Genomic DNA, 13,844 nt, shown 5'->3' with positions numbered 1-13,844 from the left:
AGCGTTCATACACGGTGCCTCGTAGTTCCCAGATGCCATAATAAATTCCCATGGATCATTAACTCCAGCGTTGAAATATAGCGCTCCAATGAAGCATTCAACTCTCCGAAATCGGGCAGATCAGACCGCAATTTCTGAAACTCACTTACAAAACGATCGTGAATACTTGCTGCCGCCGCACAGGCATCTGTAAAAGAGCAATTCCGCTCATGTTCTATCACCAATATCAGGTTCATGGCTTCATGATCTCTCCGCTCTCGCTCCACCGAAAAGAAATCATTGCAAAAAGCCATCAAAAGCGTCGTGAGCTGATTAATACGTTTAATAACCGGGTGCTGTTCCACTTCCGGCGGAAGAATAAAATCAGCCACGATCTCGGCCATATTCGTACAAGGGTAAACCGCTACGATATTCTGACGGATAGCCAGGTATTCTTCGAGGCTCGGATAACGGACTTTCTCCCGGTAGTTATAATCGGTAGCAGTCACCAGGGCGTCCAGGAATAACTTATTATTTGCCGCAAAACGTTGTTCCCATTCGGTACTGGAAAAAGGGCGGAATTCTTTCATGATCCTTTCTACCTGCCAGAGGAATTCTCCTTCCAAACCCGTATCTGAGGAAAGAGCCCTCTCTCCCCGGTATACTTGATTGACACGGGCGTTCACCCGCTCCAGTACATTCCTGCTCCTGGTGCCGAACGTATCGTCATAACACCCCACATAAATCATCCATCTGCAAATAGGAAGAACCTTTTTAAAGCTTGCCGTTGGATAATAATAAGCCGCAACATTGCCGTAATTCGTTTCCAGTGCGACCTTCCTGTCAGCGGCGGATAAGCAAGTATACTGCCACTGAATACATAATCCGGCCCATTCGCGAAGAAAATTAATCTCAGGATTGATTCCCTTTTCAAAAGGATAATGGATCATTTGGGCAGCTGTGTTCATTCTGTTAGAGGTATTGATGTTCGCCCAAGTTACGTAAACCACTTTCGCCACGCATGTCCGCAAACGTATGTTTCTTAGCCGGAAACGTATGTCGCGAGGGATAAAAAGCGGCTCACACTGCCACAGAGCCATAAAGGATGTTTTAAAATATGTCCGGAAACGTATGCATTTGCCCGGAAACGTAGGCGCTTTGTTAATCACTGTGTCGACCTTTAAAGTACCGGCCAGCTCGCAGAACAAAAAATGAACAAATGAAAACCCCAAAGCTGATAGAAATTATCTCTGCAATACTGATTGTATTGTTCCTCTACACCGGCGGACAGAAAATAATAGAATTCGATGTCTTCCGTATCCAACTGTCCCGGCAACCCCTCCCCGACTGGGCAATTTCGATACTTACATGGATCTTGCCGCTGGCTGAATTGGCGGCGGCAGGCTTACTCCTTTTCACCCATACCCGCACGGCGGGCCTTCATCTCTCAGCGGCGCTAATGCTATCTTTTACCGTCTACACAGCTTTAGCATACACCGAAGCGTTCGGCTATGTGCCCTGCGCCTGTGGGAGGATCTTCAGCAGCATGGGCTGGGGCGCGCATCTACTGATTAACTCACTTTTGCTTATCCTGACCCTGGCGGTGATTTTCCCCCTCCATAATAAATCCAAAAAAATAATGAACACCAGCTAATCCAAGTGCGAAACGGCCCTCTCCAGGAGAGAGTCGTTTCAGGTGCGGCTGTCTACCAAAACGACAGCACAACTTTCATTTTAGACTTAATACCCCAATGATCATGAAGAAGATCAATTTTACACTGCCCATGCTGGCAGTATTATTTGGACTCGTAGCGCTGGTTGGAACAGCAGCTACTGATCGGATCCAAACTCAGAACCAAACAGACGTATTCTGGACCTTCACAGGAACTGACCCTACTGATCCTGGTGATTATTCTCAAGAAGGAATTCCAAGCGACTGCCAGGACCATGACCTCGCTCTATGCGGTATTTCCGCGCCCGATGATGGCGGTCAACCGGACTTGAGCGAACTCGAAGCGGATTTGGATCCGGATCAATCGCAGATTGATTACACCAACGGAAAAATCTATGCTGGGCCACGCACTCAGTAAGATTCATCCACAAACCGGCAAATAGTGCAATGCATTGTTTGCCGGTTTATTCATTTTGTTGTATACCGGTCAATTCGATGATATCCAAAGGAATGTGGAACGTATATCGTGAATCACCGGGCTGCAACTGATAATCCTTACCCATAATTCTTCTCGTAAGAGACGTTTCAAACTTGGGGTCGGTATTCAACCGCCTCAAATCACTCCAACGAATTCCTCCGCGAAACGCCAGCTCTTTCCGTCGTTCTTCAAGAATCCGCATCAGTAGTTCTTCGGCGTCATTTGTCGTTACAGGCTCAAAATTTCCTGTCTTCCAACGGTTAACGAGCAATTTGTTTATGTCATCCCTCGCTTCAGGCACATTTCCTGCCCGAACATTGGCTTCCGCCCTTATCAGATATATCTCATCGGTTGCGATTCCGTTGAACAGGAGGTATTGATTAGCCGCGTAGTTGCCTTTAAATGAATAAGTGCCATTATCGTTTTGCAGGAAGAACAGATTTTTCCTGAGATCGTCTTTAGCGTAGGCCTTATATAAGTTACTATCAACAACAGCATAGTTTGGAAAAAAGATTGCCGAGGAATTACTGATCGTAGTATGCAGTAGGACTTCTTCATTGAATACTTCAAAAGGGATCTCGGCTTCAATATCCAATGTGTTGTAGTCAACCAGGTCGGGTCGTAAAGCCAGGCAAGAATCAGCATACTTGGCGGCTAATTCATAATCACCCATCACCAGGTAGACCTTTGCCAATGCCCCATATACAGCGGGTTTGCTTGGTTGAGTTGGATAAGCGGTCCCGACAGGCAGTAAATTAGCGGCGCTTTTAAGATCTTGTATAATACGTCCGTAGGTGTCGTTCAAACTGGATCTTACTGTAGGGTCGTTGATATCGGAAGTCAGCCGTAAGGGAATGCCAAACATATCTGCCCCAATACCCGGATCATATTGCGGAGCAAAAATTTGTGCTAAATGATAAAATGTCCAGCCACGGAAAAAATAGGCGCTACCTTTTACGCGCTCCCGGTCCCCTTCTGTCAAACTGCCCAGGGCGACGTCCTCGATATTGTCCAATACAACGTTGCAATCAAAAATACGTTGATAACTACTCGACCAGTCGTAATAATAGAGATCTAATCCCGCAGCCGCCTGATCCCATAGGTAAACAGCCCTTCCGTATTCATTCAATGACTCCCAACTGGCATCCGTCAGGTAATAATAATCAGCGCCGTACGCTCCCCTAGATGGATAATTTTCTATCATATGGCTCTCATAGTGCAATATTGCCTGCAAGTCCTGTAGCTTATTGGGAACAGCCAATGACTGATCAGGCTTTACTGAAAGATAGTCGCTGCAGCCACAAACGAAAAGCGTTCCAATTGAAAATGCTGCCCATAATGACTGCTTTATAGTAATCGTACTCATTTTCTGAATCTTAAATTTGCTAATTAGTCAAAAACTTGCTTTCAGCCCAAAGCTCAGGCTGAGGGGGCGGGCAGGGCGCTTCTGTAGTCCGGATCCAGGTTTACATCATTGGCTCTCCATATGATACCCAAATTGCGGGCATAAAAAGTCAATGAAAGTTTCCGGAAGGGGCTGGATACCCATACCTCATTACTAAGGTCGTAGCTTAGATGAACGTCCTGTAACCGTAAATGATCTCCTTTCTCTACTGTAACTTCCGAATTTTGATAGAACTGGTCACGATATCTGTTTACAGGATAACCAATAGATGGCACGGTAGTATGCAGTTCATCTCCAGGTTGCTGCCACCTTAGATAATAATCGCCATGCCCTACCAGTCCCCGATCGTATAGTTCGTTATAGTTGATTGTTGGTTTGCGGAAAAAATAGCTGAACCTATAAGTAATATTGGCAGAAACCGAGATATTCTTCCAGGAAATGGTATTTCGAAACCCGCCGAAATATTTCGGAAGGGCCGAACCATGAAAAACAACATCATTCAATGTAGCATCATTGATCAAATCCCTGTAATCTTCTGAGCTAAGTTTACCGTTAATATACCCCCGCGGGTCTCCCGTGGCCGGATCAAGGCCTCCCCACTTATGGCTTACGATATCATAGGCGCCATGCCCTTCAATGGGAGAAATAACCGCTCCATGCCCTACCATCCTGCTTACCGATGATTCTTCAACCAGGTACTTAAGTACCTTATGCTGGTTATATGAAAACAGCAGCTGACTTCCCCACCTGATTGCTCTATCCAGCGGGACAATATCGAGGTTTATATCAATACCATCCGTTCGCAGGATAGCGCTGTTTACCGTTAAATCCGTAAAACCACTTGTTGCGTCTGTTGGAGAGACACGAGATATTAGGTCCGTTGATTTCTTCGAATAGTATTCAAAGCTTCCTTTTAACCAATCGCCTTTTACCGTAAAATCAACGCCGGCGTTAATTGTTCTTACCTGTTCCCAACGAAGACTTGGGTTAGGCGGATTGCGAACGTACGCATGAGTAAGGGGAGTAAGCCGTTGATTGACGCTCCTATACTCAATGGTTGTCACCGCTGCAATGGAATTGTTCACATTACCGGCATAACCGTACGTAAATCTTAATTTCAGGTCGGGAACAGCTTTCCAGTTATAAAACCTCTCATTACCAACGTTCCAGGCTATGCCCGCGGACCATAAAGGTTTCCATTTGTCGTTCGTTTCTACACCGAACAAATTAGAGGCATCGCGGCGAGCGCTTGCTGAAAGAGTATATCTTTCATCATAGGTATAGCTCGCATTGCCAAAAACAGAGATAAACCGGTTAACAGTCCCATAAAACGATCGCGCATCATGGATATAAGAAGACGATGATAAATTGTCGTAAATAGGATACCTGTTTATAAAATCAACAGATTGATAGGTCAGCAAATCTTCATCGAACCCATAAGTACGATTCACGTCGGATCTACGCCGGTTGTCCCGCAGTTCGCCTCCAACAAGCGCAGCCAATCTATGCCGTTGATTCCATACATGATAAGCATTTACCTGGCCGCGGAGAGCATGTGAATTCAAATCATCCCGGGACTGGTCGAGAATACCGCCTAAAGGGACGTTATAGGTAGTTGCCTCACCATCAATTTGAGTAAACCGGTTGATCATATTACGCGTAAACCATGTTTCTTCACTTCGGTAATCCCGGTCTTCCGATACAGCTCTTTCAAATTGATAGTTTAATTGCGCATTTAGGAAGGGAAATAATTGATAGCGAGCGTTAAATTTAAAAAGTAGATCCTGAAGCTTATTTGTATTGTCTGAAAGGCCGAGTTCTTCCAACGGACGATACTTCCAATCCAATAGCCGGCCTGCTCCGGCGGTATCCAGGTAACTCAACCGGTATGCTTGCTCCAAAACCACCGGGTTTCCCCGCTCATCGGCAAGCCGGGCATAAGGGTATAGGGGACGGCTGGATGATAGCCTGATTTCTCCGGGATGATTATTTTCAGTACGGCTTTGACTCCAGGTAATTCCAGCCTGCAGTTCGAGGTTTTTTACCGGGCGAAAAGTATTAAGCGCGCGCAGCGTAATCCGTTCATATTGATTTCCTACCTCATTCCGGAGATTTTTATCATAGCCTGAAGAGAATAGGTACCTTAAATTAGTACTGCCCCTTGCAACTGCATATTATATTGCTGGTTTATAGCCCTACGGTAAAAATATTCCTCCAGGTCCTTTCGCACATCGTGTTTACGCAAGGCATTGATCTGCCTGGTTGCTTCTGCTTCGGTGATGAGGCCGTTTCGCTGTTTATTTAAAATCTCCACAACCGGAGTAAGGACAGGCCTTGAACGCGTATTATTAATATCAGCATCATAAGCTCCACGCTCAAACAGGAATCGTTCCGCATCAATATAATCACCCGACGACATTTGCGATTGATAGAACAAGTCAGGACGCTGGACTACACTCACGTTGGAGGATACCGACAATTTGAAGGGCTGGTTGTACGTGGCTTTCTTGGTCGTGATCACTACCACTCCGTTGCCCGCACGGGTTCCCCAAATCGAAGCGGCCGCAGCATCTTTCAAAATCGTGACGCTTTCAATATCATTTGGATTAATATTCTGTATATCTCCTTCGTAAGGGAAATTATCCAGGACAATCAATGGCCTTTCCTCGCTTAAAAACGTGCTAAGCCCACGTACGTTAAACCGTGTTGATCCTCCACTTCGTTTATCAAACAGGACACCGCCGGTAATTCCATCCAGCCTGCTGATAACGTCGGTACTTATCTGCCTGTTAAAAAGCTCATTGTCAATGTATTCAAAAGAACCGGTCGCTCGTTCCCGGGGCAGCTGCTGGTATCCGGTAGATACAACCACTTCATCGAGCAGAGCGACATCATTCCTTAATTCAATAAGTACAGGACTCTGTGTTTCCGGATGCACCCGCGTTGCCGTATCAAGGTAACCTAAATAGGAACATATAATAGTGACCGTACTGTCAAAAGGAATTTCCATACGGAACCGGCCATTGGCATCGGTTCCCACGGTTTTTAAATTGCCTGTAAGATGTACTGCTGCACCAGAAAGTGGCCTACCATCCTCTTCAGCGATAACCTGACCTTCTATAATACGGGTAGCATTTTGGCTTAATGCAAGGCATGGCAAAGCCAGGTATAAAATCAGTAAAATTTTAAACTTCATCGGATTAAGTATAAAGTCGCTACTATCAGAGATTACGGGCAGGTACGAACCCGAATTTTGTCAAACGTAATTCATTGCTATCAGAAGTCTCATTACCAGGTTCGGTAATTACGAACATTTCTATCTCCCGAACTTCGGGAACCAGGTCCAGGCCCTGTGGACGAAGTATGTTACGTAAATCTTCTAAATTGGTATACTTTTCCGGTAGATCTATATCGACTTTTCCGGTATAACCTGTTTCATCTATAATAGGAGGAACAGCAAACTGCTTTCTCTTTCCATAAAACACATCCATGTGTCGCAAACAATTGATAACAAACAGGTTCATTTTCTCATTCCTGACATAGGTAAGCGCTCCACTATCTGCTGGACCAAGCAGGGTATCTCCTTTCAATCTCCGATATAAGCTTCCGTTAACGACGGATAATGATTCCCCTTTTCCGCTGGATATAAAGGACGGCTTTGCATCTCCGAAACGCTTTAACACCCAGCACTCTACCTCCCGCTTCTCAATGCGCGCTTTCACGTTAAAGAAATTATTCAAATCCTCACGCATTTTCAGGAAAAGCGATTCTTTAGTGAACGAAAGGGGCAGCACGGCTTCATAAGTATAGCGGCTTTCCCTTCTCCATTCAAGGTTGTACGATATACCCTTCCCCGTCACCTCATCATAATAATAGGTATATTTAGAAGGATCGCTTACCTCAAGAATACGTCTTGATGGCATAGCCGCCATGTTCCAACCACTAAAAGCATAGTGTAAAAGAATAGGATTATTCCGGGCGATATAACGTATTCTATTATTAGCTGAATCTACCTGATAGTTGGTCATCCGACCTGTCACACCATCCAGCTCTCCCATTATTGTTGAATAGTAAATGGGTTTGTAAGTTTGAATACCACCAAGCGAGAAGGTCAATAACGGCGGTAATTGTGTAACTTTCTTTACCTTCTGTGGTATGTATGGGGTCTCCCCTCCAAGCAACTCCTGTATTGTTTCCTCGTTCAGATATTCCGGAAGAGTAATGGCCTTTACTCGACCGTCCTTTCCAAGAACGACAGTATGGGGAAGGCTACCGGTTGGGAAAAGCGCGTATAAAACGCTATCTCCAACCAAGGTCGTAAAGGATCGTTTTCTGAGTGCTTCGATGCCTTTGGAAGGAGAGTTCTTAAGAATGGAAGCAATCAGGTTCCTGTTCTCTGCGGTCACGGGTAATACCACCATTTCGTCCTTAAAATGTTCCTGGAGGTCCAATACGTGTGGCAGTGTAGTGACGCAGGGACCGCACCATGTTGCCCATAATTCGAAAACAATCAATTTGCCCTTATAATCATTCAACGTAATGGTTTTCTCCCCATCCGGATAGTTAACAACCGTTAAGGGAAGTGTCCAGATTTCCTCCGGAATTTTATCGCCGATTTTTAGTTCGGGCAAAGAAGCGACAGATTGTTCAGATTGCGCAGATGCTTCTGTCAATGACCATAAAAGGATAGCCAGCAGTATACTTGTTAGGATTATTTTTAAAAAATGTAGTATTGATCCGGGAAGACATAATCTTCCCATGAAAGCCATTTTGGACTCCATAATTCCGGTTTATTGATTGGTTAGATTGGTATTGGTAACAGGTCGTCCCGGAGAGGAAGCGCCGGATAACCGGTAAAGAAAAAGCCGCAGGTGTGGACTCAGCTTACCGGTTTGGGGGCCGTAGGAAGCCCTGACCACGAGCAAGTGAGCCCACGCCTGCGGCGCGGGCACCACACTTATTGCCCCGGGTCATTGAAAATTCCTACGTTTCCAAACCAAGACTCAAAGTGAATGCTTCAATATTTTTGAAGGTTCACAAAATTAGAATTTTATTTTAAGGTGCGTGAATCCAGCTCATAGCTTTATTCATTAGATGTACTTCATACATTGGTTAAAGTAAAGATAGGAAAAATTATTTGATCTACAAATTTGACGGCAAATTAACCAACTAATGATGGCAGATTCACATTGTGAAAAAGCGCTATCCGGATTATATAACGGCTTATATAAAAGCATTTGGCCAAAACGTAAAAAAAATTCGACTGGAAAAAAAACTTACTCAGCTGCAGCTGGCCAATATTGCGGACGTAGAAAGGAACCATATATACCGCCTCGAAAAAGGCCATCACGGGGCAACACTAACTACGGTGATAGCAGTAGCTCTTGCGCTTGGAAAACTCCCGCGCGAACTCCACGAATTTTATCACAAACTTCCTCTTAACAAGGATCCTGAAATTCCATCCAGCAAGCACGGGGAAAACGAAACTACCCGCCTGGTTCGGATGCTCGTCTATGAAGAAGGCTTTTTTGACGATGAATACCGGAAAGCCGGCGACGTTGTTACTCATTTCCGAAACCAGGATAAAAACCTGAATAGCTCCGCGGTTTCAGGAGCGCTTCGTACGTTATGGCTCAATAAAGTATTGGATCGTCTTCCCGGCGAAAAGAAAGGCACTTTTAAATACCAGAAGAAAAAGAAATCCTCTGAATAATCGGGTTCCCTGCTAAAGCACCAGGTAAAGCTTCGCCTGGCTTTTCTGCCGGCCCCCGAAAGAAAGACCTGCTGCATGACCCATGTCCCGCGCTTAAGAAAAACGAATCAAAACAAGCATCGCCTGGTTTTTCGCTGTAACTTTGGGCCATAAACGTAACTTTGGGCCGTAATGAAAAACCTCCTGAATGAGATAAAAAGCTGCATGGTCTGCCGGGACCACTTACCTAATGCTCCCCGGCCGGTTGTCCAGGTCAGCGAAAACTCAAAAATTCTCATAATCGGCCAGGCTCCCGGTCGAAAGGTGCAAAAAAGCGGCATTCCCTGGGACGATCCCAGCGGCGATCAGTTGAGAACCTGGCTGGGTGTTAACAAGGACCAATTTTATAACGAGCAGCTATTTGCGTTGGTACCCATGGGCTTTTGCTACCCTGGAAAAGGTACTTCGGGCGACCTGCCCCCAAGACCTGAATGCGCGCCACTATGGCATGAAAGGCTCCTTCGCAGCATGCCGAATGTCAAACTCACTATCCTTATCGGGAAATACGCACAGGACTATTACCTAGTAGCTTCTAAGGGTGTTTCCCTTACAGATCGCGTAAAGAATTTCAACCGCTATCTGCCCGGCTACCTCCCCTTGGTACACCCTTCGCCCCGAAATAAAGCCTGGCACAAGAAAAACCCCTGGTTTGCGCAGGAAGTTATTCCACTTCTGCAAAAGACGGTAAAGGAAACTCTCGAATCCGCGGCCGTTCAGTCATAGGCTGATACTTTTGCCCGAACTTGCCTAACAAAGCACTCTTCGACACCTACTAATGCAGCGATTTTTTGGTCGTTGAACGAGGTGTCCCTGATCAGCGTTTCGGCAAATATTAATTTCTCTTCATATTTAGCATATGAAATTACATTCCGCCAGTTGCGATCGGCGTCAATGGTTAATTTATACATTTTCTGTTCCTCCGGATTTAGTTTATCAATTTCAGTAACGTTAAATAGTTTTCGAAATGCGGTGTTATTAAAGAAAGCGGGGCGCTTTTGAATCAGATGGAGCTGCTTCATCAGATAGATCCATCGTTCCAGGTCGCTGTCCAGCTCTTCTGGCTTCTTGTCAAATCCCGGCAGCTGGATGAATATCCACTTTACCTGACCGAATGGTTCCCGTGTGTCTGTCCAGGAAACATCCGCGCTGCGAAGCGCGATTCCTCACCAACTGTCGATTCCATTACCATCAGACTGCTCAACCTCTGCTGCTCTTCAAACGAACGGTTGTACTTTTTTGCCCATGGCAATTGACAGCCGTGTTGGAGGTAAAAACCAACTGAATTCATGCCTGGTGACCAAATGCAGCCCCATGCGTGCAGATTCATATGTTTCGCCCTGATTTTTGACTCAATACATGTTTTCAATAGGGTTTGGCAGTCATCGCAGAATAGTCCTGCAGGCACAAAGGTAGCAAGAAGCCCGAACCGGGCCAAGAAAGTTCTTATAGCTTTTAGGAATACACCCTAAGGGAGCAACATGGTAAGGCTTTTTCCCGCATAGGCGCCTGCGGGAAGATTTACCGTGATTTCTACATTCTCCGGTACAATTAATGCTTTAAATACAAACATGGATGCAGCATTAAAGGAAATAGAAGACTTTGCGGGAAAAGCACACGGAGCGCAGCGAAGAAAATATAAGGATGAACCTTATATCGTACACCCTGTCCGGGTAATGAATATCTGCAGGGAATATACCGCCAGCCAGCCTGTCCTTGCAGCGGCGCTCCTTCATGACGTACTGGAAGACACGCCGGTGCGAAAAAAAGAAATAAAGGCTTTCCTTGAGGGCCTTTTTAACCCGGCAGAAACTGCGGAAACGGTGATGCTTGTAGACTGGCTGACAGATATCTATACGAAGGACGCCTATCCGAAACTGAACAGGAAAAAAAGGAAAGTCCGGGAAGCGGAGCGCCTCACAAAAGCGCCGGCGGCGGCGCAAACCGTCAAATATGCCGACATTATTGATAATGCAGGAGATATTGCGGCCAATGATGCTGATTTTGCGAAAGTTTTCCTCAGGGAATGCCGGCAGCTCTTAAAGAAAATGGATCAGGGCGACCCGCGCCTGTACCGCCGTGCGGAGGAAACAGTAGAGAATTGCCTGAACTCCCTTCGCCGCTAAAAAGAGAGCCGCTTCGCCGGGGCTGACCTATGCGTGTCAGCGCTATTCCTCCTTTTTTTGAAAACTGTAAAAAAGGTAAAAGAGAAAGGGAAGGATCAGCACACTACCCAAAAGCAGCGCCCAGCCCAGCCCGCGAATGGCCGGAGCGGAGTAATGTTCAAACAGGGAAAGGGTAAGCCCTCCCTGCATAATGATAAAGTCGGGAAAGTGGGCGTAACTCACTGCGAAGAGAATCATGCAAACCTGGAAACCGGCAAGCACGCGCAGTACCTGCGTTTTTCCCCGGAGCAGCAAATACCAAAGCAGGATCAGCGAAAGACTGGCCAATATGACGGCGGTCAGTCCGGGAACATTGCCGAATACCCACTCCTGGAGCGGAATAGCTTCCAGGCGTGCGGTAAGGAAAACCAAACCTCCCAGCAGCCAGGCGGCGATGAGCATATGCCGGGCTTTAATGATAAAACGCCGCCGGTCTTCGGCGTTGTTCGCTTCGCCGATAAGGTAAATAGCCGCGAGGAATCCGCAAAGTGCCACCGTAAAAAAACCGACGGCAAAAGAAAAAGGATGAAGCCATCCGGCAATATATGCTCCGGCAAAACTATCGGCATCCGGGTTTATTCTTCCGGAAATAAGGCTCCCGGCCAGAACGCCTAAAAACAACGGCGTGATAAAACTGGAATAAACGAATATGCGGTTGTAAAGCCATTGCATTTCATCCTTCACGGCATCGTAATGCCGGAAAACAAAGGCCGTACCGCGGGCAATAATACCCAAGAGCATTATCAGCAGGGGAATGTGAAGATAAACGGACATGGTAGTATACATTACCGGGAAACCTACAAAAAGGATCACGATGGCGATGATAAGCCACATATGATTGGCCTCCCAAACCGGTCCGATAGCCCGGTACAGGGCCTTTCGGGTGCGGCCCCGGTTCTTTTGCGAGGTAAACAGTTCAATGATCCCTGCGCCAAAATCCGCTCCTCCCAGCAAAAAGTATAGAATAATGGAGAGCGCCAGGAAAGTAATCACAACGTACAGCATGATCAGGGTTTATCATAAATTTCGGGAACCATTTTTATTTGCCGGTACAGGAGAAACACAACCACAATGCTCAAAGAAATGTATACGGCGGTAAAAATATAGAAGGAATAAGCGATTCCCGGCATGGGCGTGAGTGCATCGGCGGTACGCATGATCTCATAAATGATCCAGGGCTGCCGGCCTACTTCCGTGACGGTCCAGCCGGCTTCAATCGCAATGAAACCCATAGGAATGGAAATGACAAAGAGCTTCAGCAGCCATCTTTTATTTAGCCATTCCCGCTTTCTCCAGGCGGCAATTAAATAAAGCAAACCCGTAAGCATCAGCAATACGCCCAGCCCAACCATGACCTGGAAAGCCAGGTGCGTGATGAGTACCGGCGGTTCCTCGTCGTCTGGAATACGGTCCAGGCCCGTTACTTCTGCCTCGCTATCTCCGTGGGCCAGCCAGCTAAGCATTCCGGGCAGTTCAATGGCATACTTCAATTCTTTGCGTTCTTCGTCAGGAAGCCCTCCTATCACCAGGGGCGCCGAACGGCTGGTCTCGAAGTGTGCCTCCATAGCCGCAAACTTGGCGGGCTGGCGCCGGGCTACATCTTTTGCGGAAATATCGCCGCTTATCGGCTGCAGGATAGCCGCTACCGCGCCAAACACCGCTGCTATCCGGAAGGCGCGGGTATGGAATTCCACGTTTCTCTTCTTGAGGATCATTAAGGCATGAACGCCGGCAACGGCAAAGCCCGTAGCAACAAAAGCCGCCAGCGTCATATGAAGGGCCTGCGAAAACCAGGCGTCATTAAACATTGCGGCAATGGGATCAATATTCAGGTACTGTCCGTCTTCCCCGGGGCCGCAGGGGAATGTAGTCAAAGCCCGCCGGGCTATTCATCCAGGCATTGGCAGCAACCACCAGTATCCCGGAAGCCAGCCCGCTGAGGCCCACCACCACGCCTGTAAACCAGTGAAACCAGCGGTTTAACCTATCCCAGCCGTACAGGAAAAATCCGAGGGCGATCGCTTCAATAAAGAAAGCAGTGCCTTCCAGCGAAAAAGGCATTCCGAAAATAGGTCCGGCATGTTCCATAAAACGAGGCCAGAGAAGCCCCAGTTCAAAGGAAAGCACGGTACCCGAAACCGCGCCGGTAGCAAAGAAAATTGCCACCCCTTTGCTCCAGGCTTTGGTAAGGTTTTTATACACAAGATTGCCCGTTCGCAGCCATCGGTAATGGGACAGCGCCATAAAAAAGGGCATGACCATTCCAATACAGGCAAAGACAATGTGAAAACCAAGCGAAAGCGCCATTTGTGAGCGGGCGGCAATAAGATCGTCCATTTACACGAGGGGATTGATGAACAGCGCAAAGATAAGGTTAAATTCCCGTAAAAGCGGGT

General features: G+C 46.8%; 12 protein-coding genes and 1 pseudogene. 5 read left to right on the top strand and 8 right to left on the bottom strand.

Annotated elements, in window-relative coordinates; translation table 11 throughout:
- Positions 1-5: 5 nt before the first annotated feature.
- Positions 6-947: a terpene synthase family protein gene (locus FRZ59_RS11500; protein ID WP_132129084.1), complete on the bottom strand. Its 942-nt coding sequence runs from the start codon at positions 945-947 to the stop codon at positions 6-8.
- Positions 948-1,198: 251 nt separating this feature from the next.
- Between FRZ59_RS11500 and FRZ59_RS11495 the strand changes: the two genes are divergently transcribed.
- Positions 1,199-1,633, top strand: coding sequence for a MauE/DoxX family redox-associated membrane protein (locus FRZ59_RS11495; protein ID WP_132129083.1), 435 nt, complete (start codon positions 1,199-1,201; stop codon positions 1,631-1,633).
- A 103-nt stretch (positions 1,634-1,736) separates the two neighbouring features.
- The gene (locus FRZ59_RS11490; protein ID WP_132129082.1) at positions 1,737-2,069 is read left to right on the top strand and encodes a hypothetical protein; all 333 of its coding nucleotides are present in this window, start codon (positions 1,737-1,739) and stop codon (positions 2,067-2,069) included.
- Positions 2,070-2,115: 46 nt separating this feature from the next.
- Here the strand turns inward: FRZ59_RS11490 and FRZ59_RS11485 are convergent, their stop codons facing one another.
- The 4 genes from FRZ59_RS11485 to FRZ59_RS11470 all read right to left on the bottom strand — a co-directional run bounded on the left by FRZ59_RS11485 (position 2,116) and on the right by FRZ59_RS11470 (position 8,315).
- A complete protein-coding gene (locus tag FRZ59_RS11485) occupies positions 2,116-3,495 on the bottom strand; it encodes a RagB/SusD family nutrient uptake outer membrane protein (protein WP_132129081.1) in 1,380 nt (459 codons plus the stop codon).
- A gap of 53 nt (positions 3,496-3,548) precedes the next feature.
- Positions 3,549-5,435 (bottom strand): TonB-dependent receptor domain-containing protein, encoded by a 1,887-nt coding sequence (locus FRZ59_RS11480; RefSeq protein ID WP_147698327.1) that lies wholly within the window; start codon positions 5,433-5,435, stop codon positions 3,549-3,551.
- 242 nt (positions 5,436-5,677) lie between these two features.
- A complete protein-coding gene (locus tag FRZ59_RS11475; RefSeq protein ID WP_147698326.1) occupies positions 5,678-6,730 on the bottom strand; it encodes a TonB-dependent receptor plug domain-containing protein in 1,053 nt (350 codons plus the stop codon).
- Between the two features lie 25 nt (positions 6,731-6,755).
- On the bottom strand, positions 6,756-8,315 hold the full coding sequence (locus FRZ59_RS11470; RefSeq protein ID WP_132129079.1) for a TlpA family protein disulfide reductase: 1,560 nt from the start codon (positions 8,313-8,315) through the stop codon (positions 6,756-6,758).
- A gap of 410 nt (positions 8,316-8,725) precedes the next feature.
- On the opposite strand from FRZ59_RS11470, the gene FRZ59_RS11465 reads away from it, so the two are divergent.
- Both FRZ59_RS11465 and FRZ59_RS11460 read left to right on the top strand, forming a co-directional pair.
- A complete protein-coding gene (locus tag FRZ59_RS11465; RefSeq protein WP_158640618.1) occupies positions 8,726-9,247 on the top strand; it encodes a helix-turn-helix domain-containing protein in 522 nt (173 codons plus the stop codon).
- A 171-nt stretch (positions 9,248-9,418) separates the two neighbouring features.
- Complete coding sequence (locus tag FRZ59_RS11460; RefSeq protein ID WP_132129077.1) at positions 9,419-10,009, top strand: uracil-DNA glycosylase family protein; 591 nt, start codon at positions 9,419-9,421, stop codon at positions 10,007-10,009.
- On the opposite strand, the gene FRZ59_RS11455 is transcribed toward FRZ59_RS11460, so the two are convergent.
- Positions 10,000-10,380 carry an Rpn family recombination-promoting nuclease/putative transposase gene (locus FRZ59_RS11455; protein WP_225975293.1) on the bottom strand — a complete coding sequence of 127 codons (381 nt, stop codon included), beginning with the start codon at positions 10,378-10,380 and terminating at the stop codon, positions 10,000-10,002. The two genes, FRZ59_RS11460 and FRZ59_RS11455, sit on opposite strands and share 10 nt — an antisense overlap.
- A gap of 474 nt (positions 10,381-10,854) precedes the next feature.
- Between FRZ59_RS11455 and FRZ59_RS11450 the strand changes: the two genes are divergently transcribed.
- Positions 10,855-11,409, top strand: a complete 555-nt coding sequence (locus FRZ59_RS11450) for an HD domain-containing protein (RefSeq protein WP_132129075.1) — start codon at positions 10,855-10,857, stop codon at positions 11,407-11,409.
- A 42-nt stretch (positions 11,410-11,451) separates the two neighbouring features.
- On the opposite strand, the gene FRZ59_RS11445 is transcribed toward FRZ59_RS11450, so the two are convergent.
- Together FRZ59_RS11445 and FRZ59_RS11440 are read right to left on the bottom strand one after the other, a co-directional pair.
- Positions 11,452-12,453 (bottom strand): cytochrome d ubiquinol oxidase subunit II, encoded by a 1,002-nt coding sequence (locus FRZ59_RS11445; RefSeq protein ID WP_132129074.1) that lies wholly within the window; start codon positions 12,451-12,453, stop codon positions 11,452-11,454.
- Between the two features lie 2 nt (positions 12,454-12,455).
- Positions 12,456-13,785 (bottom strand): annotated as a pseudogene (locus tag FRZ59_RS11440) (cytochrome ubiquinol oxidase subunit I).
- Positions 13,786-13,844: the final 59 nt, after the last annotated feature.

It is taken from the genome of Anseongella ginsenosidimutans (assembly GCF_008033235.1).
Lineage (GTDB): Bacteria > Bacteroidota > Bacteroidia > Sphingobacteriales > Sphingobacteriaceae > Anseongella > Anseongella ginsenosidimutans.
This window is presented reverse-complemented; position numbering and strand designations above follow the sequence as displayed.

Excerpts from the sequence above, each read along its gene's own strand:
- FRZ59_RS11445 (WP_132129074.1), bottom strand. The coding sequence starts at position 12,453 with ATGCTGTACGTTGTGATTACTTTCCTGGCGCTCTCCATTATTCTATAC.
- FRZ59_RS11475 (WP_147698326.1), bottom strand. The coding sequence starts at position 6,730 with ATGAAGTTTAAAATTTTACTGATTTTATACCTGGCTTTGCCATGCCTT.
- FRZ59_RS11490 (WP_132129082.1), top strand. The coding sequence starts at position 1,737 with ATGAAGAAGATCAATTTTACACTGCCCATGCTGGCAGTATTATTTGGA.
- FRZ59_RS11495 (WP_132129083.1), top strand. The coding sequence starts at position 1,199 with ATGAAAACCCCAAAGCTGATAGAAATTATCTCTGCAATACTGATTGTA.
- FRZ59_RS11470 (WP_132129079.1), bottom strand. The coding sequence starts at position 8,315 with ATGGAGTCCAAAATGGCTTTCATGGGAAGATTATGTCTTCCCGGATCA.
- FRZ59_RS11500 (WP_132129084.1), bottom strand. The coding sequence starts at position 947 with ATGAACACAGCTGCCCAAATGATCCATTATCCTTTTGAAAAGGGAATC.
- FRZ59_RS11450 (WP_132129075.1), top strand. The coding sequence starts at position 10,855 with ATGGATGCAGCATTAAAGGAAATAGAAGACTTTGCGGGAAAAGCACAC.
- FRZ59_RS11485 (WP_132129081.1), bottom strand. The coding sequence starts at position 3,495 with ATGAGTACGATTACTATAAAGCAGTCATTATGGGCAGCATTTTCAATT.
- FRZ59_RS11460 (WP_132129077.1), top strand. The coding sequence starts at position 9,419 with ATGAAAAACCTCCTGAATGAGATAAAAAGCTGCATGGTCTGCCGGGAC.